General features: G+C 40.8%; 26 protein-coding genes. 9 read left to right on the top strand and 17 right to left on the bottom strand.

From position 1 onward, the window contains the following. Positions 1-92: 92 nt before the first annotated feature. Positions 93-1,187 carry an AI-2E family transporter gene (locus tag QWZ01_RS13880; protein WP_290324099.1) on the bottom strand — a complete coding sequence of 365 codons (1,095 nt, stop codon included), beginning with the start codon at positions 1,185-1,187 and terminating at the stop codon, positions 93-95. A 203-nt stretch (positions 1,188-1,390) separates the two neighbouring features. Between QWZ01_RS13880 and QWZ01_RS13875 the strand changes: the two genes are divergently transcribed. Further along, the gene (locus QWZ01_RS13875) at positions 1,391-1,567 is read left to right on the top strand and encodes a DUF6496 domain-containing protein (RefSeq protein ID WP_290324098.1); all 177 of its coding nucleotides are present in this window, start codon (positions 1,391-1,393) and stop codon (positions 1,565-1,567) included. Between the two features lie 317 nt (positions 1,568-1,884). Here QWZ01_RS13875 and QWZ01_RS13870 read toward each other — a convergent pair whose 3' ends face one another. The 9 genes from QWZ01_RS13870 to QWZ01_RS13830 all read right to left on the bottom strand — a co-directional run bounded on the left by QWZ01_RS13870 (position 1,885) and on the right by QWZ01_RS13830 (position 13,742). Continuing rightward, entirely contained in the window at positions 1,885-2,856 is a 972-nt protein-coding gene (locus tag QWZ01_RS13870) for a Gfo/Idh/MocA family protein (protein WP_290324097.1), read from the bottom strand. 69 nt (positions 2,857-2,925) lie between these two features. Next, on the bottom strand, positions 2,926-3,918 hold the full coding sequence (mgrA, locus tag QWZ01_RS13865; protein WP_290324095.1) for an L-glyceraldehyde 3-phosphate reductase: 993 nt from the start codon (positions 3,916-3,918) through the stop codon (positions 2,926-2,928). Positions 3,919-4,136: 218 nt separating this feature from the next. Next, positions 4,137-5,444 carry a bifunctional folylpolyglutamate synthase/dihydrofolate synthase gene (locus QWZ01_RS13860; protein ID WP_290324093.1) on the bottom strand — a complete coding sequence of 436 codons (1,308 nt, stop codon included), beginning with the start codon at positions 5,442-5,444 and terminating at the stop codon, positions 4,137-4,139. A gap of 111 nt (positions 5,445-5,555) precedes the next feature. Beyond that, entirely contained in the window at positions 5,556-6,368 is an 813-nt protein-coding gene (locus QWZ01_RS13855) for an energy transducer TonB (RefSeq protein ID WP_290324092.1), read from the bottom strand. 95 nt (positions 6,369-6,463) lie between these two features. Then, positions 6,464-6,865: an ExbD/TolR family protein gene (locus QWZ01_RS13850; protein ID WP_290324090.1), complete on the bottom strand. Its 402-nt coding sequence runs from the start codon at positions 6,863-6,865 to the stop codon at positions 6,464-6,466. Next, the gene (locus tag QWZ01_RS13845; protein ID WP_290324088.1) at positions 6,862-7,575 is read right to left on the bottom strand and encodes a MotA/TolQ/ExbB proton channel family protein; all 714 of its coding nucleotides are present in this window, start codon (positions 7,573-7,575) and stop codon (positions 6,862-6,864) included. The genes QWZ01_RS13850 and QWZ01_RS13845 overlap by 4 nt, the downstream gene beginning before the upstream one ends. Then, on the bottom strand, positions 7,572-8,678 hold the full coding sequence (locus QWZ01_RS13840) for an HU domain-containing protein (protein ID WP_290324087.1): 1,107 nt from the start codon (positions 8,676-8,678) through the stop codon (positions 7,572-7,574). The genes QWZ01_RS13845 and QWZ01_RS13840 overlap by 4 nt, the downstream gene beginning before the upstream one ends. A 37-nt stretch (positions 8,679-8,715) precedes the next feature. Next, positions 8,716-10,617 (bottom strand): porin family protein, encoded by a 1,902-nt coding sequence (locus QWZ01_RS13835; RefSeq protein ID WP_290324085.1) that lies wholly within the window; start codon positions 10,615-10,617, stop codon positions 8,716-8,718. A 5-nt stretch (positions 10,618-10,622) separates the two neighbouring features. Further along, on the bottom strand, positions 10,623-13,742 hold the full coding sequence (locus QWZ01_RS13830) for a tetratricopeptide repeat protein (protein WP_290324084.1): 3,120 nt from the start codon (positions 13,740-13,742) through the stop codon (positions 10,623-10,625). A gap of 229 nt (positions 13,743-13,971) precedes the next feature. Here QWZ01_RS13830 and QWZ01_RS13825 point away from each other — a divergent pair, with 229 nt between their 5' ends. Continuing rightward, entirely contained in the window at positions 13,972-15,114 is a 1,143-nt protein-coding gene (locus QWZ01_RS13825) for a hypothetical protein (RefSeq protein ID WP_290324083.1), read from the top strand. Between the two features lie 28 nt (positions 15,115-15,142). On the opposite strand, the gene QWZ01_RS13820 is transcribed toward QWZ01_RS13825, so the two are convergent. Then, entirely contained in the window at positions 15,143-15,511 is a 369-nt protein-coding gene (locus QWZ01_RS13820) for a response regulator (RefSeq protein ID WP_290324082.1), read from the bottom strand. 983 nt (positions 15,512-16,494) lie between these two features. After that, positions 16,495-16,851 (bottom strand): response regulator transcription factor, encoded by a 357-nt coding sequence (locus QWZ01_RS13815; protein WP_290324080.1) that lies wholly within the window; start codon positions 16,849-16,851, stop codon positions 16,495-16,497. Positions 16,852-17,038: 187 nt separating this feature from the next. On the opposite strand from QWZ01_RS13815, the gene QWZ01_RS13810 reads away from it, so the two are divergent. From QWZ01_RS13810 to QWZ01_RS13780, 7 genes are all read left to right on the top strand, one after another. Then, complete coding sequence (locus QWZ01_RS13810; protein WP_290324078.1) at positions 17,039-17,392, top strand: hypothetical protein; 354 nt, start codon at positions 17,039-17,041, stop codon at positions 17,390-17,392. 8 nt (positions 17,393-17,400) lie between these two features. After that, positions 17,401-18,498, top strand: coding sequence for a sensor histidine kinase (locus QWZ01_RS13805; protein ID WP_290324076.1), 1,098 nt, complete (start codon positions 17,401-17,403; stop codon positions 18,496-18,498). Between the two features lie 137 nt (positions 18,499-18,635). After that, entirely contained in the window at positions 18,636-19,952 is a 1,317-nt protein-coding gene (locus QWZ01_RS13800) for a gluconate:H+ symporter (protein ID WP_290324073.1), read from the top strand. Positions 19,953-19,964: 12 nt separating this feature from the next. Continuing rightward, complete coding sequence (locus tag QWZ01_RS13795; protein ID WP_290324071.1) at positions 19,965-20,777, top strand: alpha/beta fold hydrolase; 813 nt, start codon at positions 19,965-19,967, stop codon at positions 20,775-20,777. A gap of 114 nt (positions 20,778-20,891) precedes the next feature. Next, complete coding sequence (locus QWZ01_RS13790; protein WP_290324069.1) at positions 20,892-21,236, top strand: YMGG-like glycine zipper-containing protein; 345 nt, start codon at positions 20,892-20,894, stop codon at positions 21,234-21,236. Between the two features lie 215 nt (positions 21,237-21,451). After that, complete coding sequence (locus tag QWZ01_RS13785) at positions 21,452-22,618, top strand: BamA/TamA family outer membrane protein (protein ID WP_290324067.1); 1,167 nt, start codon at positions 21,452-21,454, stop codon at positions 22,616-22,618. A gap of 209 nt (positions 22,619-22,827) precedes the next feature. Beyond that, positions 22,828-24,054: a multidrug effflux MFS transporter gene (locus QWZ01_RS13780; protein WP_290324066.1), complete on the top strand. Its 1,227-nt coding sequence runs from the start codon at positions 22,828-22,830 to the stop codon at positions 24,052-24,054. Between the two features lie 175 nt (positions 24,055-24,229). On the opposite strand, the gene QWZ01_RS13775 is transcribed toward QWZ01_RS13780, so the two are convergent. The 5 genes from QWZ01_RS13775 to QWZ01_RS13755 form a co-directional block, all read right to left on the bottom strand. Continuing rightward, a complete protein-coding gene (locus tag QWZ01_RS13775) occupies positions 24,230-24,913 on the bottom strand; it encodes a ClpP family protease (RefSeq protein WP_290324064.1) in 684 nt (227 codons plus the stop codon). 31 nt (positions 24,914-24,944) lie between these two features. Further along, positions 24,945-25,205 (bottom strand): hypothetical protein, encoded by a 261-nt coding sequence (locus tag QWZ01_RS13770; protein WP_290324062.1) that lies wholly within the window; start codon positions 25,203-25,205, stop codon positions 24,945-24,947. After that, entirely contained in the window at positions 25,198-25,740 is a 543-nt protein-coding gene (locus QWZ01_RS13765) for an RNA polymerase sigma factor (RefSeq protein ID WP_290324059.1), read from the bottom strand. Before QWZ01_RS13765 ends, QWZ01_RS13770 begins: the two co-directional genes overlap by 8 nt. A 181-nt stretch (positions 25,741-25,921) precedes the next feature. Then, positions 25,922-26,329, bottom strand: a complete 408-nt coding sequence (locus tag QWZ01_RS13760) for a hypothetical protein (RefSeq protein ID WP_290324058.1) — start codon at positions 26,327-26,329, stop codon at positions 25,922-25,924. A 131-nt stretch (positions 26,330-26,460) separates the two neighbouring features. Next, a complete protein-coding gene (locus QWZ01_RS13755) occupies positions 26,461-26,622 on the bottom strand; it encodes a hypothetical protein (protein WP_290324056.1) in 162 nt (53 codons plus the stop codon). Positions 26,623-26,876 lie beyond the last annotated feature (254 nt).

The following is a 26,876-nucleotide window of genomic DNA, read 5'->3' as shown; positions in this document are numbered from 1 at the left end:
TTTAGGGGTATTAATACTCCAAATTTAAGTATAAAACTTTAAATTTTGAATATTCCTAAAACGAATATTGCAATTTTTTTGCTACAAAAACGTTAATCAGTTTTCATTGCTTTGGCAGCCTTTTTTTTGTATTCATAATCGCCGCCAAGCAGGTACCCCCATGGCTTTAAGCTCTCGATCCGGTCAAATATGATCTTAAAGATTGCAATAACCGGGATCGACAAAAACATACCCGATAGCCCCCATATCATCTCGCCTAAGATAATGCCTATAAATGATATTAAGGCATTAAGTCGTACTTTAGAGCCCACAATTGTTGGCAATAGAAAGTTGGCATCAATAGCATGTATACCTACTACGCTGCCAATTACAATGATTGTTTCCTTGATATTACCAGTTGCAAAGGTTATTACAGCGCTTAACAATAATGCCGTAAAAATACCGATGTACGGAATAATGTTAAACAAGCCCACGATTATACCCAGCAGGGCAGCATATTTTATGCCTATTATCCAAAAGGCGGTAATGGCTACAGCAGCTACAATTACCATCTCTAAAAGTAAACCCAGTATATATTGCCTTAGTATAGATTGAATGTTTTGCACGATATCCATTACAACATGCTCGTTCTCATCGCGGAATACCCAGATGATAAAACGAAGCAGCAAGCGCCTGTACAGCAATATGAAGAATGTGAATATCATGATAAACACATAAAACAGCATTAATGAGGATATGGCACCAAAAGTTGTTCCCAGCACATCACTTCCCGAGGCCATGATCTTATCGGCAGTAGTATGCACATAATGCATTTGTTTTTCGGCGTTGATGTGGAAAGCGCCCTGTATCCACTCTTGCAGATCCTTTAACGATTGGGTTACCTGGTTTTTAAGCATAGGCCAATCGTTGGCCACATTTGATATTTGTGAACCCACAAGATAAAGTATACCAAATACCAGGCCTACCAATAACAATATAGATACTAAAGACGAAGCACTGCGGGGTAACCGGCACTTCCTTTCCAAAAAATTTGATACCGGCAGCAACAATATGGCAAATATGAACCCGAAGATCATGGGGTCAAGCAACTCCTTACCTACAATAATAAGGTAACCAAGGGCCAAAAAACCAATTAATACTAATGCAAGTCGTTCGTAAAAAGGTGCTAATAGTTTTTTTGCAGTCATATCAATCAGAATTTCAGCGTTTTTTAGTTGGTAACATATATCTGTACCGGATGTTTGAAGTTAAGCAATAATTGGATATAATAATTTTTATCCTTTTGGTTTTTACCAATTTAAACGCCGGAGAGTCTTGTTGAAGTTGAATACCATTCTTCTTTTGGCAAATATTTTGCAGTAATTAATTTATCTACTTAAAACTTAAAGTTATGGCAAAGTATTCAGAAAAAGCAGGTGAAAAAGTTCAGAAAACCATGCACGAAATGAAAGAAGGAAAGCTAAAAAGTGGCAGCGGTAAAAAGGTTACCAGTAAAAAACAGGCAATAGCCATAGGTCTATCAGAGGCCCGCAAAGAGGGTGCAAAAGTGCCCAAGAAGAAAAGCTAAAATTATAATTCTGAGCGAAGCAAAAAATGTTGGTGCCAACACCATAGATGTTTAGAAGATTTTCAACTCCCTCCTTGGGGAGGGGTGCGGTGGAGTTGTGTAATGGAAGGGAGGGGTTTATACTCCATTTCAAACGAATAAGTCTGACCCCTTAAACCCCTCCCTACCCCCTCCCAGGGGAGGGAATCGCACAGGCGCTAACTTTTTATTTCTTCCGAACACAATGGTGACAACACCAGCATTGGCGGGAATTATTACCTAAATAATTATGTCGTTCCTTCATGCAATGACAAATTTTGGATGCATGCACGCTCACATCACTTTGTAAAGGCATCCAAAATATCCATCAGCACGATAGCTTCTTCGATGGAGCAGGGGTTTGGCCCTTCATTTTTAAAATAAGATACGATGTTGGTTATATGCGGTTGTTGTATATGCTCCGGGTGCACAAAGGTGAGGGTTTCATCTTCGGTTTCGGTTTTCCAACTAATGTAGGTTCCAAAAAACGGGAAGGTGATCTTGCCTTCTGTTCCAATAATTTCGCAGGTATCGGTAGTCAGGCTTTCGGCAACATTAAAACACCAGGAGCCATTAACTACTACTTTATTTTTGAATAATATCTCCCCGCAAACATGATCATCTGCAGGAGAGGTTCCGGCCTGGTTGAGAGAAAAACCGTGGTACTTTTCGGGTTCGCCAAAAAAATAGAGCATCAGATCGAGCTGGTGAGGGGCAAGGTCATGAAAGTAGCCACCGCCAGATAATTCGGGTTGTAAGCGCCAGTTGGTTTCTACCGGGGCTATTAACGCCGGTTTGCGGCTTTGCCACATCCTGATCTGAACGGTACGGATATCGCCTACTTTTTTTTGATCTATCAGTTCTTTAACCTTCAAAAACATGGGTAATGCGCGACGGTAATGCGCAACGGTCAGTTTTGCATTACTTTGTTTAACAGCTTCGGCCATGGCACGTGCTTCGGCAGCGTTGCGAGTAACCGGCTTTTCTACATAAACATTAAGTCCCTTGCTTAGGGCAGCTTTTGCATAATCCAGGTGCGATGATGGAGGCGTAGCAATGTAAACGGCATCAACCCCGGCCTCATTCATTAGCTTATCGGCATCACTGTACCATTGTGCCACCTGGTGCCTTTTGGCATAGTCGGCAGCTTTGGCCGCATCGCGCCGCATAACAGCAACCAAATTGCTGCCGGGGACTTTTTTAAATGCGGGTCCGCTTTTTTTTTCTGTTACATTACCGCAACCAATGATGCCCCAATTGATATTGCTCATAAAGTCCCTTATAAGTCTCCCCCTTGAAAAGGGAGACTTTTTTAAATATGATTAATAATGATTGATAAATTAAGCAGCCAATATTTTTTGTATATGGCTCAGTTCTTCTGAAGTAAACTCCAGTTTGTCTAATGATTTTAATGAATCGGCCAGTTGTTCGGCACGGCTTGCTCCAATTAAAACTGAAGTCACCCGGTTATCTTTCAGTAACCAGGCCAGGGCCATTTGTGCCAGTGTTTGTCCGCGTTTTAAGGCAAGATCATTCAGTTGCTTTATCTGAGCCAATTTTTCGTCGGTGACCTGGCTGGTTTGCAAGAAACCGGTTGCTTTTGCAGCCCTTGAATCTTCAGGAATACCGTGCAGGTATTTGTTGGTTAATAAGCCCTGTGCCAGTGGCGAAAACGGAATACAACCTACGCCTGAATTACCTAATACATCCAATAAACCTTCCTCCGGATCGCGTACGAACATAGAGTATTTTGGCTGGTGGATAAGGCATGGCGTACCCAGATCTTTCAATATAGCGATAGCTTTTGCTGCTTCATCAGCAGGATAGTTAGAAATACCGGCATATAAAGCTTTACCCTGGCGTACAATAAGGTCAAGTGCAGCCATAGTTTCTTCAAGCGGTGTTTCCGGATCGGGGCGGTGGTGATAAAATATATCCACATAATCCAGCCCCATACGTTTAAGGCTTTGATCTAAACTGGCCACCAGGTATTTTTTTGATCCCCAGTCGCCGTAAGGGCCATCCCACATGGTGTAACCTGCCTTGCTCGAGATGATCATTTCATCGCGGTAGCCACGAAAATCTTCTTTTAAAATACGACCAAAATTTTCTTCGGCCGAGCCTGGAGGCGGGCCATAATTGTTGGCCAGGTCAAAATGGGTAATGCCGCTATCAAAAGCCAGGTGCAAAATTTTGCGGTAGGTTTCGGTAACGTCAACGTGGCCGAAATTGTGCCATAATCCCAATGAAATAGCCGGAAGTTTAATGCCGCTATTACCGCAGCGGCGGTATTGCATTTTTTTATATCTGTCTGCAGATGGTACGTAGGTCATATGATAAATGAAGGATTAGAATGGTTTTACGAAAAGTAAAAATAGAATTTTATACAGATAACAGAAGTAAATATTTTGTTAAGGATTGATCGGGATTTACAGGATTTAAGAATTTTCGGAATTATAGTTGAAACAGGATCATAATATCGGTTGATTGATTAATTATTCAATACAAAATACAAGTATTTTGCTAATTCCTTAATTCTGAAAATTCAGATTTAAACAACTTCTGTTACTACAAAAGTGCTCCCCCCCACAAAAACAAGATCGTTATCTGCAGCGTTAGCATGTGCATCCGACAGAGCTGATTTTACCGATGAATAAGCTGCACCCAGTAATCCATGATCTGCTGCCTGTTGTTTCAAAATCTCTGCATCAAGCCCTCTTGGGATGTCGGGTTTGCAGAAATAGTAAACAGCATTTTGGGGTAGCATGTTTAAAACTTTGGTGATATCCTTGTCGTTAACCATACCTATTACAAAATGGAGCCTTGTGTAACTTACTGCGGCAATATTTTTAAGTACTTCTTCAATACCGTCGGGATTGTGGCCGGTATCGCAAATGGTAAGGGGCTGAGTATTTAAAACCTCCCAGCGACCATGTAAGCCGGTTAGGGTTTTTACCTGCCGTAAAGCAGTTGCTATATGATTATCGGTTATCACAAAACCCTGTAAACGTAACTCATCAACGGCTGATAAAACCGTTTTAACGTTTTTTTGCTGATAGGAGCCTGTGAGATCAAGCTGTAAGTAATAAGTGGTGAGTTGTGAGTGATGAGTTAAAGTCAAATCACTATGTTCAAACTGTTCTTTTGACTTTTGACTTTTGACTTTTGAATTATCAATAGTCCATTCCTCCGAGGCAAATTTAATATCGCTTCCTTGTTCTGTAGCCTTATCAATAAAAACCTGCGCTGTTTCAGGTTGATTTTCGCCAATGATCACTGGGATGCCGGGTTTAATGATACCCGCCTTTTCGCCAGCTATGAGCTGCAGGGTATTACCCAGCATATTCATATGATCCCAGCCAATATTGGTAATAACAGATAGGAGAGGAGTGATGATGTTGGTTGAATCGAGCCTGCCGCCAAGACCCACTTCAACAATGGCTATATCCACCTTTTCCTTTGCAAAAACATCAAAGGCAAGGGCTACGGTCATTTCAAAAAAGGAGGGAGCTATATCATCAAAATCGGTATGGTGATCGGCAACAAAATCAATAACCGTTTGCTCGCTGATCATTTGACCGTTGATGCGGATACGTTCCCTAAAATCTTTTAGATGTGGCGAAGTGTATAAGCCGGTTTTGTAACCCGCGATTTGCAGAATAGCTGCCAGCATGTGCGATGTAGAACCTTTACCATTGGTGCCACCAATATGTACACTCTTAAATTTATGCTGCGGGTCACCAAGGCGCTTGCAAAGTTCAATGGTATTTGTAAGGTCCTTTTTAAATGCCGAAGCCCCATCACGTGTAAACATCGGAAGCTGGGTATAAAGGTATTGGATGGTTTCCTGGTAGTTCATTTCTCAGTTTGCAGTGGGCATTTATAGCAACAAAGCTATAGTTTGCTACTGCAAACTGCAAAACTATTTTAGCAGGCCACAAGTGTACTGTTGCAAACTGCAAACAGAATATCAATTAACCTTAAATACAAATACCACATTTCCCTGTTGTTCATCAGGCGCAGTGTCAAGCGAGGTTATCTTGGAGTTTTTAACGGCATTTTCGCACTTTTCAATCAGGTTGAAATCAGATATGGTAGTGCCGCGGGTTGCCTTGGCATAAGTTACGTTTCCCTGTTTATCTACGTGTATCTCAATTACAATTTTACCGGTAAAACGGTTACCGTCATCAACATTTGGCTTGCTGACAAAATTACGTGCAGATAAGTTTAGATTACCGCCATTGCCAGATCCTGTACCATTATAATTATTGGTAAGCGTAGTACCGGTAGGCTTGCCCTGGTTACCCGGGGTACTGCCGGTTCCGTCGCCTTCACCAGTACCGGTTGTAGCCTTGCCTTTGTATAGGGCATTTTGATTTACAGTTGGCTTTGGCTGGGTTTTTACCGGCTCCGGAGTAGCTACCGTGTTTGATGGCTTTTTGGTAGGTGCGGCAACTTCCGGCGCATCCTCTGTATTTTGGGTCACTACCGTTTTATCGCTGCTTTGAGGGGTGGGCTTATCTTCCGTTGGCTTTTCATGAGTAACCTTGTCGGGTTTGGTGTTGTTTGCCTTTTCGGCAACTGAAGGTTCCTCGGTGCTCATGTAGTCGTTTCCCATACCCTCATCAACAGTACCGTAGTTTACCAAAATGCCCCCGGTTCCTTCTTCTTGTTTCGGTGGATTTTGAAACACAATAAAATAGCAAGCCGCTATCAACACGGCTAAAATAATGCCTGTTGCCAAAAACGCCTTCGGATAGTTATTTTCTTCCCTGTATTCCATCTTTATATTTAGTGCGGGGTAGTCAGTTGCGGAGTGCGTGGATACTTACAACCTGTTAAACCGGCTCTTTGCACCCCATACTCCGCACTTCCTAACTATCCTTTAGGTTCTGTTGCCAGTACCAGTTTTATATTTAATTTTTGTGCTATATCCATTACCTGTACCACATCCTGTATGGCTACAGTTTTATCAACATATAAAACAATGGTAAGCTCATTTGCCAGTGTTTTGTAGCCCGATAGGGTGGCTTGTAATCCATCAACAGGTACTTCCTTTTTATCAACGTAATACCGGAGATCCTTAGTTACCGATACCGTTATTGTTTTTTTTGATACCGACTGCCCGCTTGATGATTTAGGCAGTACCAGTTTAATAACATTTGGGTTGGTAACTGTAGATGCGATGAGGAAAAACAAAAGCAGGAAGAACATGATGTCGTTCATAGCCGATGTATGAACTTCTGCCGATGCACCTCTGTGTCTTTTTCTTAAATTCATTTGCTTGGCTCCTCTAACAGGTCAATAAATTCAATAGCGTCTGTTTCCAGGCTCAAAATTACTTTATCAACCATCATATTCAAAATATGGTAACAAACATAAGCCACAATACCCACCATAAGGCCGGCGGCTGAGGTTACCATTTTTACATATAAACCACCTGATATAACACCCATGCTGATGTTATCTGTTTTTGATATATCATAAAATATCTTGATTACCCCTGCAATGGTTCCCAGGAAACCAAACATAGGAGCAATACCGGCAACAATGCCCAAAATGCCAATGTTTTTTTCCAGTTTAGATACTTCAAGTTTACCCACGTTCTCGATAGCGCCTTCAATATCTTTTATAGGTCTGCCTATACGTAAAAGGCCTTTTTGCAACATACGGCCAAGCGGCGAATTGTTATTGCGGCAAAGTGCTATAGCTGATTCCAGATTGCCTGAATGAATGCTGGCACGTACCTGTACCATCAGGTTGGCTTCGTTTTTAGAGGCCTTACGGATAGTGAAATAACGTTCAAAAAATATCACCAAACCTAAAACAGCCAAAATACCAATAGGTACCATTACCCAACCACCTTTTATCAGGAGGTCTCCAAAACGTAGTTCTTCAGGTTGTGTTGTTATGGGTTGGGTTAGGTGGTTAGCGGTGTCAGCTACATGTTTCGCGGTATCTGCTATTTGCTGTAATAATAATAACGTCATTTCTTTTGGTTAATAATTTGCGTGTACGAGTCTTTTCTTAATTTTCCTGATTTTACTAATTTAATTCTTAATGCTTCACCTTCCGGGTAAGTAGCAAAGCTGCCGATAACAACTTTTATAAGCCTGCCTGTGCCGGGCCCGTTTAACAAGCGGGCATCAATATCAATGCTTTTATAGTTTTGAACAGCAAGTTCGCTTTTTGCCAGTGTTTTAAATGAACCGGCAAATATAACATATTGCGGTTTGGCCACGGTATCGGTATTGGCCACAGGTTTATTTAACGGCGTATCGGCCCTGGAAATTGCCTTTGAAGGTGTATCTAATGGCTGAGCTACCGTTTTGGCAGTATCCGCAATAGTGCTATCCGGCTGGGTTTGTGGCTCTGCTTTTGGTTGTACCGTATCAGTTTTTGAAACCTGCCGGTTGAGCCCAAACAACTCGGGTTTATACTTATAAATGCCGAAAGCAGAAAGAGCTATAACCACAATAACAAGCAGTACAATTAACCATGTATTTGATGAGTGTGGGTTTTCTTCTGGTACAGGCTCATCATATTCTGTTGGTGGATTGTATACAGGTTCTGGTGCCGGTACTTGTATTATCTCTGGTTCAATTACAGGTTCTGGTTCAGTTATATTTTCTTGTAATGTAGCAGGTTCCTGCTCCAAAACCTCTTCAGGTTTATCTGCCTCGTCATTTAGTTTTCTAAGCGCTACGGTGGCAAAACCGTAAAACTCAGGATCGTCTTTATGGTTAGGATTTGATTTAAATACTATTTGATCCTGACTTACAGAAAACCAACCCAGGTTGGCAAAGGGAACCTCCTTTATGGCAAGTTCATGCTTTAAACCATTAATGTATTTTTCAGTAAAGTATTTTGACGATGCCAGCGAGATCTTCTTCTTTTCGGCAATGTGTTTAACCAGGGTATCATCTTCAAACGGTTCCGGGCTAAACTGTATCTGATTGCCCGGAGGATAGAACTGCTTTTCAGTATCACTGTAATAGCCATTTACACGAACCTGTGTAAAGTAACCAAGACCGGGCACACCTACTTTGCCGTGTCGGTCTAACAGTTCGCTTAAATAATTGGCTATGTCCATTTGCTAAAAATACGGTTAATTATAAAACATCATAGGCTTAAAACGAAAAGCCAACGCCGCCAAAGATATTAAATCCGTAGTTAGGATAATATAACCAGTTTTGATAGCTGGTGCTTAAAATGTTATTAGCCTGTACAAACACCGATATTTTATTGGTTGCCTTGTACTCCACGCCACCACTCAGGTCAGCAAAGGAAGCAATAGGCTTTTGAACAAATGAGGTGCCCGTTGCTGTTGTGGCCGAAACCCTATCATTGGTCGATCCGCGGAACAATAATGAACCGGTGATGCTTAGTTTGCTATCAATATGGATGGCTGTACCAGCGGTTAGCAAAAACTTAGGCAGGTTCCAGGGTTGTGCTTCAGAAGCAAGCTGGTAATCTTTAGCTTCAACGCGACCAAAAATATTGAAGTCGTCACTGGCTTTAAAGTCAAGTTCGCCGTTAAAGCCATTTACACGTGCTTTACCATCGTCATAAATCACGGTAAACTTGTTCACCTCAGTATCAAAATTACTTACCAGTAACGGCATGTTTCTTACACTGTTGCGGAATACCGATGCTTTAAAGCTCAGGCCCGGTGCCAGTGTGCCTTTTAAGCCGGCGCTGATATCTAAACGGTCAACCGAGTTTTGGATATTGATGTTTTGACCAAGGAAAGGGTTAATGTTAGCCAGATCACGAATAGAGGTTCTGTTGATATCACCTTTAGCCTCAATAAACAAACGTACATATTTAGGGATAACCTGAACTTCTACTTTAGCGGCAGGGAAGATGTAGAATTTACCGAAGTCGCCAAATTCCTTTTCAATGTTCACGCCCGCATCAATCTTGTAATTAGTACCCTGAAATTTGATGTATGGGTTTAATCTTAAAATGTTGTTATTGATCTTGTACAAACTATCTTTCTGGCTGTTGATATCAATGGAGCCGCTTAAACCCGCATAAAATTGGTTAACGGTTTGGTTGATAAAACCCGAAATGATGAAGTTGTTTTCCCTGGCCTGATAAGCGTTGCTGAAAGCATAACCTTTTACCTTTAATGCATAGGTAAAATCATTCTCTACATCCTTGTAGTTTTTGGCCAGTTCAGCTTCGGCACCAATGGTATTAAAGTGCTGTTTGCCTGGTACAAAAGTAGCAGGCGGCGGAACCGATTGGTCGTAACCATAAAAGTTAGTACCCAGGCGGTTGTAGGTAATGCGGCCGCTGATGTTATTATCTCCTAAAATGCTTTTGCCAAATACGCCTACATCATCCCTGCTTTGGCTTTGTTTCTCTAACGAGCCGGATTGCGAAAAATGCTTGATGTAGCCACCTAATTGTAAAGCCTGGTCGCGGCCATTTGAAAAGTAGCCTTCGCCGAAAAGTGTTTTCAGGTTACCTAAGCCTGCTTTAACATAATTATTAAGCAATACAGAATCTTGCTCAGCGGGTCTTTTCATGGCCTCTAACTGCCTGATTTCGGAGTTTTGTTCCTGTCTTTTATCCAAAGGAGCGTACGCCAGCGGAGCTTTATAAGGAACTTTATCTTCCAGATCGGGGTTACGGCGTATTTTTACCGCATCGGCCAAAACCGGTTTATATGCAGTGGTAACAACGATCTCTTCAGAAAGACTGCCACCATTTGCCGGATTATTACCATTGGCAACGCCTTTCTTAGTTGTATCCTGATTTGCCTTTGCGGCTGCATCGCCTAAGTTTTTTGACGAGGTATTGCCACTTGCTTTTTTAGTTGTGCCTGTTTTTTTAGGAGCAGGGGCAGGTGTTTTGGCTGCCGGTTTTTTCGCGGGTTTGGCAGCGGTTTTAGTAGTTGCTTTTTTAGCCGGTTTCTTTGTTTGTGCTTGTGCAGGAACAAAGTATAATGCTATTATTAAGGTAAGCAGCGTATATATGTATTTTAAGTTCATTGCTTGTCTTTTCATCTTATTCTTTGTCATCCTGTTTAGTTTTGACCTGGGGCTTTAGTTGTATCTGCAGGTGCCGTTGTGGTTGAATCAGTAGCGGTTGTATCAACTACAGGTTCTGGTTTTACAGGCTTACCGGTTAGTATGCCCATTTTTTGTCTGGCTGTTTGCAGTATATCATCTTTACCCTTGTAATTATCAATGATACTTTGTAAAGTGGCTTTAGCCTGGAAGTTATCTTTTAACCTCACATAATTATCGGCCAGCAAAATGTAAGTTTTGGCTACCCAATAATCATAGTTAGGCATGTCTTTAGCCAGGTCAAAACACATTTTTTGTGAAGTTTTATAATGCCCTTTTAAGTATTCAATGTTGGCAACGTTATACTTAGCTTCTGCAGCGGCCACAGTTTTGGTGTTGGTTACAGTGTAATTAAATTCCTTAACGGCAGCTGTGGTGTCGCCTTTTTGTAGATAAGCCTTACCAGCGTAAAGGCCGGTGCGGAACTTGTCTTCCTGAGCAGCTTTATCGTTATCGCGTACTTGTTCAACATAGTTAAGCACATCATCAGGCATTTGCATTTGCGCATAGCAAATCATCAGATTATTGATAGCAAATGAATAATCCTCCTTAAACTCGGCATTGGTTTCCAGTTTTTTCAGGAACACGATGGCTTCATTGTATTTTTTCTGAGAGATGTACAGCTTGGCCATACTGATCAGTGATTTTTCGGTATAAGCACTTGTCCAGTCGTTCAGGATCACGTTATAATCAACCACAGCCTCTTGCGATCTGTTGAGGTTAACCAATGCCTGTGCTCTGATAAATCGGGCCTGCTTTTCGTAGATCTGCTTGCTCGGGAATTTATCAAAGTAGGCATTCACAGCACCTACGGTACCTTGCCAATCGCCTTTTAAATACAGATTATTGGCAGCTGTGATCATTATATCTTCCTGTTGCGAGGTTGTATAGTTACCGATAGGAGTGCTGGTAGCATAAGTAATGAATGTTTGAGCATCACCCTTATCAGTGTATATTTTTTCGATTTGCTTAAGCGCCTGTTTAGCCTCATCAGTTGAAGAGTAGTTTTGAACCACTTTTTTAAATGATTCCACAGCGGCATCATCATTGTTGGCGTTGTAATCAATTAAACCGATAGTAACCAGCGCACGGGGTACGTAGCTGCTATTCGGGTATTTCTGGATCATGGCATTCAGATCAGTTTTAGCCCGGTCACCATCATTTTTCAGGAAGTAAGTATAGGCTATCTCAAATGATGCATCATCAGAATAGTCAGAATTAGGGAAAGTGCTTAACACATCATTCAACGTGCTGATCTTAGTATCTAACGAGCCTTGTAAACCCTGGATCATACCGCGCTGAAATAAGGCATAATCTTCGCCCTGATTGTGCATGGCAATAATGCGGTTATAATAATCAAGAGCCGTACCATAGCTTTTTAATACAAAATAGCTATCGCCAAGCCTGGTTATGGCATCATTTTCGGTGTTTTTATCCTTTACATCGCCACGTAAAAACTTCTCGAAGTAGCTGGCGGCTTTTCCGTATTGTTCGCCATAAAAGGCGGCATAAGCCAGTGCATAATTAGCGTAATTGCCCAAGTCGGTTTCTTTGGCTTCGGGCATGCTTAAAAACTTCTCAAAGTTTTCAACCGATTCACCGTATTTACGCACCTCGTACATAGCCTCAGCCATCCAGTAGGTGGTGAGGGCCTGGGTTTTGGCATCAATAGGATTTTTTAATGAACGTAGGAAAATACCGATAGCATTTTCAAAAGCACGCTCATTGTAAAACTCCAGACCACGGTAGTAGGTAACTTTCTGATAAGCTATTAACGCACTTTGCGATTTATTAGGTATCGGCTCCAGAATTTCTACTGCCTCTTTGTAATTACGAGAGTTTAATAATTCTTCACCAAGTAATACTTTCACTTCGTCATTACGGCGCGAGCGCGGGTAATTTTTTAGATATAAGCGGGTAGCGGCTAATGCCTCGGTGTTAAAATCAAGCTCATATGATAGTTTAGCATATTCATACAACGCATCTTCTTGTAGCTGCTTGTCATAAGTAAGTTTTGATGCAGCAAGGAAAGCGTTACGTGCGCTTTGCTTGTTATTCATTTTCAGGAAAACATCACCCAAAGTGTAATTACCGCTCTGGCTGTAAACGTCACCTTGCTCTATCAAACGCTCCAGTTCGGTAGCGGCCTTGGCATAGTTACCAACCTTGTAATAGGTATAACCTATCTGATAGCTATCCTGTGTGTTTTGAGTTTTGCCCTGATCACGCTGTTGAAAACGATCATAATATTTAACCGCGTTATCATAGTTAGCTTTGGCAAAGTATGAAGCAGCAATGATGCGCAGCATTTCTGTTTCATGCTCCTGGTGCGTGCTGTTTACAATGGGTACAGCGTAGCTTAAAACATCATCATAACGTTTATCTAAAAAGTAAACTGCCGATATGTAGTATGGATAGCTGCTTTCGTATTTTTTTGAATTTTTTAAGCGCTCGAAGTTGGCAAGGGCCAGGTGGTAGTCTTTATTAAGATAAGCTATATAAGCAAAGTAATAGGTTGCATCTTCAGTAAATTCCGAGTGCCTGCTTTTTACCTCTGCAAAAAGCGGTTGCGCGTTCTTAAAATCGTTGGTTGAAAAGTAGGCATAAGCTTTACGGAACTTGTATTCGGTATTGTCATGACCATTAAGCTCATTGGCTTCTACTTTATCAAACCAGCGCAACGCGTCCTGGTATTTACCCTGTTTAAAGTATGATTTACCTATCTGGAAGTATGCAAGTTTGGTTAACGGGTTTTCCGGGTGCTCTTTAATAAAGCGCAAAAACATGCTTTCAGCATCGTCATTGTCTAAATTTAAAGCACAAAAGGCCTCGTAGTATTGGCTGTTTTCTTTAACCATTGATAGCTCAGATTCAAACTGAGGCTGGGTAGTTGTTTTTATTCGGGATGCTTCAACCTGGCGAAACTGCTCAGCAGCCGACACGAATTTTCCCTTGTCCATCAGGTCAATAGCCGAATGGTATATGCGGTAAATTTGTGTGGAAGGATTTTGCTGGGCATGTGCTGTTGAAACGATAAATACCGGGATTAGCAGGGAGGTGTATTTAAATTTGATCATAAAGCGCATACTAACGATTGTGCTAAATTAGCGAAACGAAAAAGAGCTATTAACATAAGTAATTAACAAATGTGGATAACACATTCTATTGAACGAAGGTAATACTTAAGACAATATCTGTGTGGAAAACTTTAAAATTGTTGAATAAACCATGGTGCTGGCGCGGCGCCAAAGTTAATTAAATAGTGTTCACAGCCGCAATTTATTTGAAGATAAAGCATTATATAGTATGACATATTTTATAATGATACCATTGCTTTTGGCCGGCTTTGTTTTTGGGCGGTTGTATAAGTGTGTTTGTAAATTACTGATCATGCTGTTGGTTTTGCCTCAGGTTTTAAAGGCACAAAAAATAACTGCGCCAATTGTTTTAATTAATGAACAATTGCCTGTAATACCCAAGGAATTTTACGTGGCCAATGTTGTCGATGATCGTGATGATCAACGTGCGGTGGCGTGGCTGCTGCCTGTATCTGCTGCAGGTGCAATACCCGCATCTCCATACACTACCGACCTTAAAGGAGGCACTTTAGCGGCATTAAAACAGTTTGTAAATTTTGCATTACCGCCCAACAGATCATTAAGACCGGTAGTTATTCATATCAGGAAACTGCGGATTGAGGAATCGGTACTGCCAGGAGGAAGTGTGGAGGGAAAGTTGAAAATATCGCTATCCTTTTATTTACAAAAAGAGGATCAGCAAATTCACCTGATTGATTATACCGGAAGTGCAGGGTATAATCGGCCGGCCGGGCAAATGATCGATGTTGAACCCGTATTGCGCCATGCGCTTCAATACGGCCTGACTTATTTTAACACCTGGATAAACCGCGAAGCCGATACTAATATTAAGCTGGCTAAAGGCGCAAGGATAATTTTTACCGATTATACTGAGCAGCCCGAGGGCGATACCATTTATTATTCAGCCAAAAGGCCATTACGCTGGGACGATTTTAGGGCCAAACCTATGGGTGGAAAGTATGAGGCAGAGGTTTTTCCGAGTATTGGTTATACCGAAGAGGTGGAAGTAGTTAAAGGAATTGTGAACGTGAAATTGGCTGTTAAGGCTTATGTGCCCAAAAGCGCCTGCTGGGTAAAGCCGGATAGCCGTAATGATTATAGCTTAAACCATGAACAGCGGCATTTTGATATTGTTAAAATTATTGCCGAGCGTTTTAAACAAAAACTGAGGGCTGAGAAGTTAACCGTTGATAATTACGATGGCCCTATTAATGTGCAGTACCTGGAATCTTTTCATGAAATGAATGTGATGCAGGATCAGTATGATGATGAAACCAGGCACGGCACCAACACATTTACCCAACAGCAATGGAATGAAAAGATAGATAAGGAACTGGCCAGTTTTAAATAAGAAAGATCAATTAGTAATTGTACGATGATTAAGCCGCAGTACTCAATTGCCTGCTGATGCTCCCTAACAATACATCAATATCAAAAGGTTTGGCTATAAAGTCATCGGGGGCACCAATCTGGTTTAATGATTGGGATACATCGTGACTTGCAGATATGAGTATTACAGGGATGTTGCGCGTATCGATATTACTTTTAACTTTTCTGCACAAATCACGGCCATCTAAATTGCCCAGCATAATATCAAGCAATATTAAATCGGGCGGGTTTTGTTTTATTTTATCAAAAATGTATTGACCGTTAGCCAGTGTTTCAACCTGATAGCCCGAATCTTCAAGTATGTATTGTAAAACCTCCAGAATGTCTTTATCGTCATCCACCGCTAATATCCGTGTCATATTGTATCTTTTTAACTACTTAACAACCGCTTAACTAACAATAAGCGTTCCAAGTACAATTAAGCAATTGTTGTACCAGTTTTTTTCAAGTACTTAAAATTCAGATAAATAATAATAAAGCCGCTTGCAGTGGACAAAAAAAGAATACACCGGGCATTCTTATGCATTGTGTATAAATGGTGTATGGCTTAAATAAACTACAAGTCGTTTTTATCGATAAAAACAAGGCTTGATTTTTTACACCTGGCACAAAAATACTTTCGCACGTTCAAAAAAAAGAGTACGTTTTTTGTAAACCAGCTCCTGCGCATCTGGAAGTGATACGGCTCGCCGCATCTGGAGCAGTGATATTTTTTTCTTCTTTGGCTACTTAAACTTAGGTCGTCCACTATGAAATTTATGAAAGGGTCCAAATTACGATACCTTCCATGAAAATGAAGTGTGAAATTCAAAAACATACTAAAAAGTCTGTTTTAATTAACTAAAAGGAAATAAAAGACCCTTGTTTTTTCTTTTTTATCCCAGTAGATAATGTTTACGCTGGCACTTATAACACATGTAACGCTTAAGGGGAAGAAAAAAAAGTATCGTTTTAACAAAAAGGCTTCTGGGTACCCGACTATCAAACTGAGATTTGCACTTTGGGCAAGCCGGTAATTTTTTATACTGAGCAATTATAGGTTCGTTTGGGTTAGCTTGCACAACCATAGCCTGATCAGAATTTATTATGTCAAAAAATATCTACCTAAACCGTTATCATAACAAATTTAAAAAACTTATCATTATTTTAATCAGTGTAGTTGATTATTAGTTAATTGACTATTTTAAGATAGGTAATTGATCAGATTTGTAATATTGATGAGTTTGGGGGGATATTTATTACTTATTTATCAAAATATCAATAAGGCATATAATTATAGCAGTTAGCTATAGCTGCTTTGAAAACACGATTATTATATTTTTATAACTGTAAAAGTGTAAGGTTATATGAGGTTGTTCACCTTTTCTACCAGTTCAGATAAATCAAAAGGTTTATTGATAATACCATCGCAACCGTAATTGAGCAAATGATCATCATTGTTTAAATAAGCCGAGAATATAATTACAGGTGTGTTGCAAAATTTAGGATGAAGTTTAATGCTTTTACAAATTTCGCCTCCGGTAGTACCTGCTACACGGTAATCCAATATCACCAGATCGGGAGTAAATTGATCCATTAGTGGCAATACATCCAGGCTGTTTGAGGTGCTTTTTACTTCAAATTGCTCATAGGTAAGGGTTTCATGAACAATATCTAATATGTCCTGATTATCATCCAATACTAAAATACGTTTTGACATATAAAATATTAAAAAGTGAAAAGGCCGAAAAGGTACTAAAGTATGTTTGTGCTAATATAAATGATGTAAAGGCAACTGCTTGGGCTAAAAAACTTTATCGGGATTTAACGTGCAAATTTAATTAATTTTATGGTATAGAGTTGAAAAAAAAAGTTGAATCAAACATATTTCTGTTTTAATCAAAATTTTGGAAAGCAACGGTCAAAATAAATCAGCGGTACAGTGTATTAATGATTTAATTACGCAGGCCCCGGTGGCAATCAGTTTCCTGAAAGGGCCTGATCTTGTTATTGAATCGGCCAACCCGCATATTCTTGAACTTTGGGGTAATCCCTGTAATATTATGGGGATGCCGCTTGCGCTTGCTTTACCAGGTGCCGATAAGCTGCAGTTTGTAAACCTGGTATACGTAATGTTTACGAAAACGGGTGTATTCGGTACGGTTACGAAACCAAAGTATTACTTAACCGCAATGAACGCAATAACCTATTTTATTTTGATTTTGTTTATAAACCGGTTAAGGATGATTGCAATAATATAAGTGGGGTAATGGTAGTTGCCACTGAGGTAACTAAACAGGTGGTAGCCAGACAGCTTCTGGAAAATGCAGAAGAACGGCTGCGCCTGGCTATCGAAGCCACCGGCATAGGTAACTGGGACCTTGACCTGGTTGATGATGATCTGATCAATTCGCCCAAGCTTGCTATAATATTTGGTCTTGATCCTGAAGACAAGATCAATGAAAAACAATTGCGCGATATGATTCATCCCGAAGACAGACATATCGCGCTAAAAGCGTTTAAGAAAGCGATTAAAACAGGCGTTTATTTATATGAGGCTCGTATTGTATGGGCCGATGGTTCAACGCACTGGATCAGGACAACAGGCAAAGTCATATATGACGATCAGCATAAACCTTTGAGTATGCTGGGCACCACCAACGATATTACCGAACGGCGGCACGATGAGATTATGAAAAATGATTTTATAGCTATTGCCAGCCATGAATTAAAAACTCCACTCACCTCGCTTAAGGCCTACACCCAGATACTGGCCTCAAAGGCCAAAAAAGCGAATGATCAGTTCTTTATAGGTGCGCTTGAAAAATGCGAAAAGCAGATCAATAAGATGACCAGGTTGATATATGGTTTCCTGGATATGTCGAAAATTGAATCGGGCAAAATGCAGTTAAATACACAAAGCTTTGACATTAGCGCGCTGATTACCGAAGTTGTGGCCGATAACCTGTTTATGGATGAAGGGCACAATCTTATATTTAAAAGTAACGGGATTATTCATATTAATGCCGACAAAGAAAAGATAGTTCAGGTGCTCAATAACCTGATAAGTAATGGTATAAAATACTCAGCAAAAGGTAGTGCGATAACCATAACAACCCTTGTTAAAGGCAGAAACTTAAAAGTAAGCGTAAAAGATAAGGGCATTGGCTTAAAACTTAAAGATCAGCAAACTATATTTCAGCGTTTTTACAGGGTTGATAATGAAACCACTCGCGGGTCATCAGGATTTGGCATAGGGCTTTACCTTTCGGCCGAGATCATCAAACTGCATCACGGTAAAATAGGGGTTGAAAGCCAGGAAGGCAAAGGCTCTGAATTTTACTTTTTGCTGCCCTTGCCTGTATAAAGAAACCTGCACACATATAGTTTTGTAACGCTTTTATCTATAAAAATCTTAAACTCAAATATTGTTATTACTTTAGGCGTATAACATTTAGGCTTTATTCATAGGGCCATTACCTAAGTATAATTGTTTTTCGCATCATGGCATTATTAACTATTCTGATCTGTATTGTTCTGCTTGTTTTACTGGTGAGCTGGGCAAAGGTCAATCCGTTTATAGCATTTTTATTAGTATCTATAGCTGCCGGCGTTATGCTGGGTATCCCTATCAATAAAGTTACCGCATCGGTACAAAAAGGGATGGGCGATATTATGGGGCAGCTGCTTATCATTATTTGCCTCGGCGCCATGCTGGGTAAACTGGTAGCAGTAAGCGGTGCAGCCCAAAAAATAGCAGAGGTACTGGTAAATGCCGTTGGACAAAAATATATCCAGTGGGCCCTGGTAGCTGCGGGTTTTATTATAGGTATTCCCCTGTTTTATGGTATTGGCTTTGTGCTGATGGTGCCGCTTATATTTTCGGTGGTATATAAATATAAGCTTCCGGCAGTGTATATTGGTTTACCTATGCTGGCTTCACTTTCGGTAACGCACGGTTTTTTGCCGCCGCATCCTTCACCATCGGCTTTGGTTATGTTGTTTCATGCCAACATGGCCACCACCTTTATTTACGGGTTAATGATAGCTATACCCGCAATCATTTTAGCCGGACCTGTATTTGCCCGTTTCCTGAAAAAAATACCTTCCGAGCCTTTGGCTACTTTCAGGGCCGAAGAGTTACCCGAAAATAAACTGCCTGGCGCTTTCAACAGTTTTTTTACTGCCTTGCTGCCGGTGATGTTGTTAATGCTTACCGCGTTTTTCCCTTACTTGGGTATTAAAGATGCAGGCTTGTTAAAATTAGTCGCTTTTTTAGGTGATCCATCTATAGTAATGCTGATCGCTCTTATTGTGGCCACGCTTACCCTGGGCGTAAAGCAGGGCAGGAGCATGAGCGAGCTGGCTGTTAATTTTACAGATGCTGTAAAAGATATAGCGCTTATACTGCTCATAATTGCAGGCTCTGGTGCCTTTAAAGAAGTACTTACCGCCAGTGGTGTAAGCGATCAGATAGCCGCGCAATTACAGCAGTTTAATTTGCCACCACTTGTTTTGGGCTGGGTAATAGCTGCCATCATCCGCATTAGTTTGGGTTCGGCAACAGTGGCTGGTTTAACCGCTGCGGGTATTGTATCGTCGTTAGTACTGCAAAATCATGTGAACCCTAATTTGATGGTATTATCAATAGGTGCAGGTAGTTTAGCGTTTTCACATGTAAATGACTCAGGTTTTTGGTTGTATAAGGAATATTTTAACCTGAGTATTAAGGATACTATTAAATCATGGTCGATGATGGAATCGCTGGTTTCTGTTATTGGTTTAATAGGAGTGCTGATCATCAATCAATTTGTAAAATAAAAATAATAACCTATGAAAAAGCTTGCGTATAGCACTCTTACTTTAATGCTGCTGTTGCTCATTAATACAATCAGTTATGCGCGGCAGGCAGATACAGGAAGTTATTACACCTCTTTTGATGGTATAAAGATCTATTATGAAGTAAAGGGTGATGGGTATCCGATAGTGCTGATCCATGGTTTTTCGGGCACAGGTGAGGGTTGGAAAAAAGGCCCTCTTTATAATGATCTGCTTAACGCGGGGTATAAAGTAATTATACTTGATCAGCGTGGCAACGGGCGGTCAGATAAACCGCATACAGATGCCGCTTATGCCCACGATGCGGAGGCTAAAGATATAATGGGCCTGGCGAGCAGCCTAAAGATTAAACAGTATAGCATAGTTGGATATTCCCGCGGTTCTATCATAGCCTCGCGTTTATTGGTGCTTGATAAACGGGTACATAAACTGGTGATGGGCGGTATGGGCGATGGATATACCAACCCCGAATGGCCAAGACGTATACATGCCTACAAAGCCTTAATGGGCGATACCAGTTTTCACGATGTAGATGGCATGGTGAAATACATACATAGCAATCCCGCATTTGATGTACAGGCGCTGGCGTTGCAGCAAAAGTATCAGCCATCAACCAGCAAGGAGGAATTGTCAAAAGTAAAAATTCCGGTAATGATCATTTGCGGCACAGAAGATCATGATAACGGATCTGAGACTGAACTTCAAAAATTTATCCCCGGTTCGCAACTAAAATATGTTCCCGGCGATCATAACAGTGCATCCAGAAGTGTACAGTTTTCGACTACAGTGCTTGCATTTTTGAAATAGGCAGGTCTTCATAATGTCTTTTTTAAACATATTTAAGCCCTTATTACATCTGCGGCTTGTTATTTGTATAGGTATTAACTGAAAGTTTATTAACACTTATCAGAATACGTACATATGAAAAAGCTAATGTTATTTGTTTGTCTGTTTGTGGCGTTCTTGCTAACGCTAACATTTAATGCGCAGGCTCAAACGCAAAAAAAGGGAATCAGTAAACAGGGTAAAGGTGCTATTATAGGTGGTGCAGGCGGTGCAGTTGCAGGCGGACTAATTGGCCACAATGTTAAAGGTGCCTTAATTGGCGGCGCAATTGGTGCCGGCGGCGGTTATATTATTGGTAACGAACAACGCCGTGCCGATGAAAAGAAACGTGCCGCATGGCGCAGAGCACACCCTAAGCATAAACGCCATTATACCAAGACCACCAAAACAACTACAACAACCACTATTGAAAATCACTAATAACTGTTAAAAAAGGTTAAAAAGCCCGTTGCTCATTTAAGCTTCGGGCTTTTTAATTATATTAACATCATCAATGGTTTTGTTGTTACGAAAGGGCTGTTTTGATCGTAATGTATAACAAGTAATTTACAAACAGCATGCTTCAATATTTGGTTTAATGTATAATGGGTAGAGCGCTTGCGGCATTAATTTTTTGTTTGTTCCCTTTTATAGTGATGGCTCAATCCCCGGGGGCAGACACCGTTAAAGTTAATGCTGATACCGTTGCTCAAAAGGACCTTATTGATGTAGCCCGATCCATACTTAATATAAAGCCACGAAAAATATCTTATACCGAAAAAAAGAAGGTTTATTTCACCATCTTACCCATATCATCTTCTGATGGCCGTAGCGGCGGCAGGGCGCTTTTTACTTCAACTACAGCCGCTGTTTATCTCGGCGATCCTGAAACAACTAATCTTTCCAGCTTTACATTTACACCTTATTTTAATTTAAAGGGGAGGTACGGCTTGCCCATTCGCTCAAACATTTGGTTAAATAACAACCAATGGAATATTGTGGGCGATACCCGTGTGCTGGTTTATCCGCAATATACCTGGGGGCTGGGTGGTAACCAAAGCGAGGATGACCGGTTTCTGGTGAACTACAGGTACCTGCGTTTTTATCAAACCGTGCTCAAAAAAATAAAGCCATATTTTTATGCGGGTATAGGTTACAATTTGGATTACTACATGGATATTGAGGACGATGGAGCTACCAACCTGCATAATTTCACCAACTATAATTATGGCACCTCAACCGGGCAGGATGTATTGGCATCGGGTGCTACAGTAAACTTATTGTACGATACACGTAAAAACTCCATTAATCCCTTACCCGGCGCTTATGCCAATGTGGTTTACAGAGTTAACACCAGGGTGTTGGGTAGTCATAATAACTGGCAATCGTTATATATTGATGTTCGTAAGTATATATCACTGAATAATTCGGGACCTAAGAATGTGCTGGCCTTTTGGTCGTACTATTGGACCTCACTTACACCCGGCACACCATATTTGAATTTGCCCAGCCTGGGTTGGGAACCCTACCAGCGATCGGGCAGGGGGTTTGTGCAAAACCGTTATCGCGGCCAGCGATTGGCATATTTTGAAACCGAATACCGGCGTGATGTTACCCGAAACGGCCTGCTTGGTTTTGTTTTGTTTGGCAATGTAAACTCCGTTACAGAGGCTAACAGCCATAATTTTGTTTACTGGCACCCAGCCGGTGGGGGCGGGCTCCGTTTTAAATTCAATAAAAAATCGGGCACTAACATTAGTTTAGATTATGGTGCAAGTAAGCATTACTCGGCCATATACCTGAACGTAGGTGAAACTTTTTAAGCAGTCAGATTCTGTTGATTATCAACTAAAAAGATAATAAATTACAAATTAAGGATACTTCGTTATAATTTAATCCATTATTTTAGCGGCATGTTTTTACCCGGCCGCTTATAGCATAGTTTATTATCTACCGTTCATTGCCGGATACTTTGCCCCATTAACTATTTTATTGCACTGGTTTATTGACCACATCATTTGCCAAAAATTACATGACAAAAAAAAGATACGTATACCTGATCCTTATATTAGGATCGCTCACGGCATTGGGACCGTTTTCTATAGACATGTACCTGCCGGGCTTTAAGGCCATAGCCAAATATCTCCATACCAGTACTGATCAGGTAGCGTTATCCCTGTCGAGCTATTTTATTGGCATATCTTTCGGGCAGTTACTTTATGGCCCTCTCCTTGACAGGTTTGGCCGTAAACCTCCTTTGTATTTTGGGCTCTGTCTCTATATAGCTGCTTCTATTGGTTGCTTCTTTTCCACCTCGCTCGAAATGCTTATTATCATGCGCTTTTTTCAGGCAATAGGCAGTTGTGCGGCTACCGTAGCCGCTATGGCTATGGTACGTGATCTTTTTCCTGTTGAGGAGAACGCCAAAGTATTTGCCTTACTTATCCTGGTATTGGGAGCATCGCCAATGCTGGCGCCCACCATTGGTAGTTATATTACCGCGGTATATGAGTGGCAGGTAATCTTTTTAATATTAACCGTTATAGCCGTATTGATATTACTGGCGGTTATATTTTCGCTGCCTGAGAGCTACCAGCCCGATCCCACTTATTCATTAAAACCCATACCCATTATTGGTAACTTTTTGCAGGTGCTCAAAAATCCGCAGTTTTTAACTTATTCGCTTAGCGGGGCATTTGCCTTTGCCGGATTGTTTGCATACGTATCATCCTCGCCCATTGTATTTATTGAGGTTTTTAAAGTTAGTGAAAAAGGTTTCGGATGGATATTTGCCGGTTTATCTGTGGGTTTTATAGGCTCGAGCCAAGTAAACAGTATGCTTATGAAAAGGTTTAAAAGCGAACAGATGGTTAATGTATCGCTCATATGGATGGTACTTATTTCAACCATTTTTTTAATAGGATCATTGCAAGGCTGGTTTGGCATCGGCGGTACCATAGCCATGATATTTGGTGTTTTATGCGGTGTAGGTATCAGTTATCCAAATACCGCAGCCTTATCGCTTGCGCCATTTACCAAAAATGCAGGTTCGGCATCGGCATTAGTTGGCGCATTTCAAATGGCTATAGGTTCGCTGGCATCGATAGGTATTACGCTGATCAAAAGCCATAGTCCGCTACCCATGGCCGGGGTTATGGCGGCATCATCTGTTGTTGCACTGTTGATATTACTCATCGGCAAACGCTTCATTAAAAACAAGGTAGAGGCGAGTGCTGATTCAACCGTAATGGCGCATTAGACCGTTGATTTCTTTTTGATTACATTGATTTCGCTGATGTTTTTTTAGATTATACAAATGATCAGTAAACGCCTTTTCAAAAGGCGTTTACTGAATGATGATCGGTTATTGATCCTTTATTCAAAAGTCTTTTGTCCAATAGTCCTAAAATCCCACAATCCCAAAGTCTCAAAATCTATCCTAATACTTCATCAATGATACCAAACTCTTTGGCTTCGCTGGCAATCATCCAGTAGTCACGATCAGCTAAATCGTATACCTTTTGGTAAGGCTGACCACTGTGTTTTGAAACGATCTCATATAATTCCTGTTTCATTTTACGTATTTGCACAGCGGCTATTTCAATATCTGATGCCATCCCCTGAGCACCGCCTGATGGCTGATGCAGCATTACCCTGGAATGTTTAAGTGCGGCTCGTTTGCCCGCTGCCCCGGCACACAGCAATATGGCTCCCATTGATAGGGCCATACCGGTGCAAATGGTAGCTACATCGGGCCCTATAAAATGCATAGTATCGTAAATTCCTAAACCAGCATACACCGAACCTCCGGGCGAATTAATATACATCTGGATATCCTTTTTAGGGTCGGTTGATTGGAGGAATAATAATTGCGCCTGAATAATATTAGCTACATTATCATCAACCGCTTGGCCAAGAAAAATAATGCGATCCATCATGAGGCGTGAAAATACGTCCATCTGGGCTACGCGCATCTCACGTTCTTCGGTTATGTATGGCGTTTGGGCCACTGGTAAAGTGCTTTTTTCAACACCGGCAATAAATCCATCTACCCGGGTACCGGCAATACGATGGTGCATGACCGCATATTTGCGGAATTCCTGTTTATTAATATTCATAAAATTTTGTGCTTTTAGGTAATGGTTCTGCTTACCTGTTTAAAAATATGCGGGCTATTTTCTGCCTGAAACTTGTGTGTTCTGGTTGGGTGAATAACTGCTGGTGTATAGCCTCGATTTCGGCTTTGAGCTGCTTACGGCCATATTGTTTTACAAGGCTGTAAACTTGTTGCTGAGCCGCAACATCGCTTTGCAAGTCCTCGTTAATAAGCATTTTGGCTTCAAAGAGGATAGCGCTTGCAGGCGTCGACTTTTTGAGCAAATGCCGCTCGGTCAGTGCTATATTATTCAAGGAAGTCCTCATACGTTAATGCTTTTTGTTTAACTGTTTCCCTTACTTTTTCAATGCACTTATACTTTTGTACCGTAGCTGAACGCACACCCGAAAAGCCGAATAATTGTGCCACCTTGCTCATAGGTAGCTGATCATAATAAAATGAGCGTAGCAACTCCATGCAGCGTTTGCCTGTAGTTTCTAAAAAAATTAACAATTTATCTTCAGCCAGCACTGTGTTAACCTGGTCAACAATCCCGGTGGCGTAATTATCATCTAATTGAGCATTTCGGTTTCCTTCTTTGTAGCGCTTTATCCATAGGTAGCGGGCCATACCATAAATATAAGCGCCCTCGCTGCTATTGATCGTTATTGTGGCAGATCTGCTTTTTTCATAATAACTCAACAAGGCATCCTGAAAAACATCTCTGGCCTCATCAAAAGAGCCACCATGTTTGCTCACATACTTTGCCACTGCCGGGAAAACCTTTTGGTACAATGCTATGAAAAGCTGCTGCCTTGTGGCCTGCTCCTGTAAATTAACTGTATCCATTGTTTCACTGTTTTATTACTATGTGTAAATCATAACAGATATATCACCTTTTTTGGGATAAAAGATTTTTGGAGCAATGAATAATGATAAAAATTGAAACAAAAAGACGTAGATCGCCTTCACTCACTACTCACTACTCACTACTCACTACTCACTACTCACTACTCACTACTCACTACCCTTAAAACTTACTCATCCTTACCGCGGTAACTTTGGAGCCTTCTGCGCCTATGGTTTCAAAAACGATATTAGTTTCGGTAAGTTCACTTACGGTAAACACAAAATCACGGGTTTTGCCATCGGGCAGTTTTTCGTTCACTTTAATGTTATTGCCATTAAGTGTAAAGCTGCCGTGCGACAAATATTTACCGCCCCATACAATATTCCATTTCATCTCGGGGGTAAACTGAATATAGGGAGAGGCCTCATCTAATTCGGCTTGATTCATTTTGTCGGGCGGGTTTGCATTAGGATGCTCTACCTTTACATATTTCCATTTACCTGTAAGGGTGGCGGTGCTAACACCTGGCTTGCACGACGCCATGAAACACAATACGATGGCAATTAATAAAAAGCTATAATTTTTCATTAGTATGATTTGTTTTTAATGGTATTAAAACTATCATGGGCAGGCTCTTAAACTGTAATTCATGATAAAGTTAAGTTTATCTAAGCTATACAATTACCATTAAAAAATAAAATCAGCCGGGTGCAAACTATCTATTTGCCTTGCATATGTTTTCTGGTTTTTTCTTCGGCTTTTTTTACTTCGTCTTTTTCACTAAGCGGGCCTTCGGTTTTAAGTTCTTCGCCAGATGATTTCTTTTTGCCGGTGTCAACTTTTTTAGCACCGGTCTTGTTTGATGATGCTGGAGTATTCATGATTACAGGAATTAATAATATATATGTAACTCTACTTAAACAGCATTTGTTTCCAATTACTTGATAAATCAAAAAATCATTTAATCACATGAATCAGAACCCAAAATCAACGTTCAAAAATATTTTTGAAAAAAGCTGTAACAAGTGCAAATTACAACTGTCTTAATGACACTATATAGCCAAGGTACTCCAATCCAGTAAAGCTATAAGTTATTGTGAGGGCCCGCACCTTAAGGGTTCCGTTAAAAAAATCA

It is taken from the genome of Mucilaginibacter aquaedulcis (genome assembly GCF_030409325.1).
In the GTDB taxonomy this organism is placed as follows: domain Bacteria; phylum Bacteroidota; class Bacteroidia; order Sphingobacteriales; family Sphingobacteriaceae; genus Mucilaginibacter; species Mucilaginibacter aquaedulcis.
Note: the sequence above shows the minus strand (reverse complement) of the source record. Positions and strands in the feature narration are given on the sequence as shown.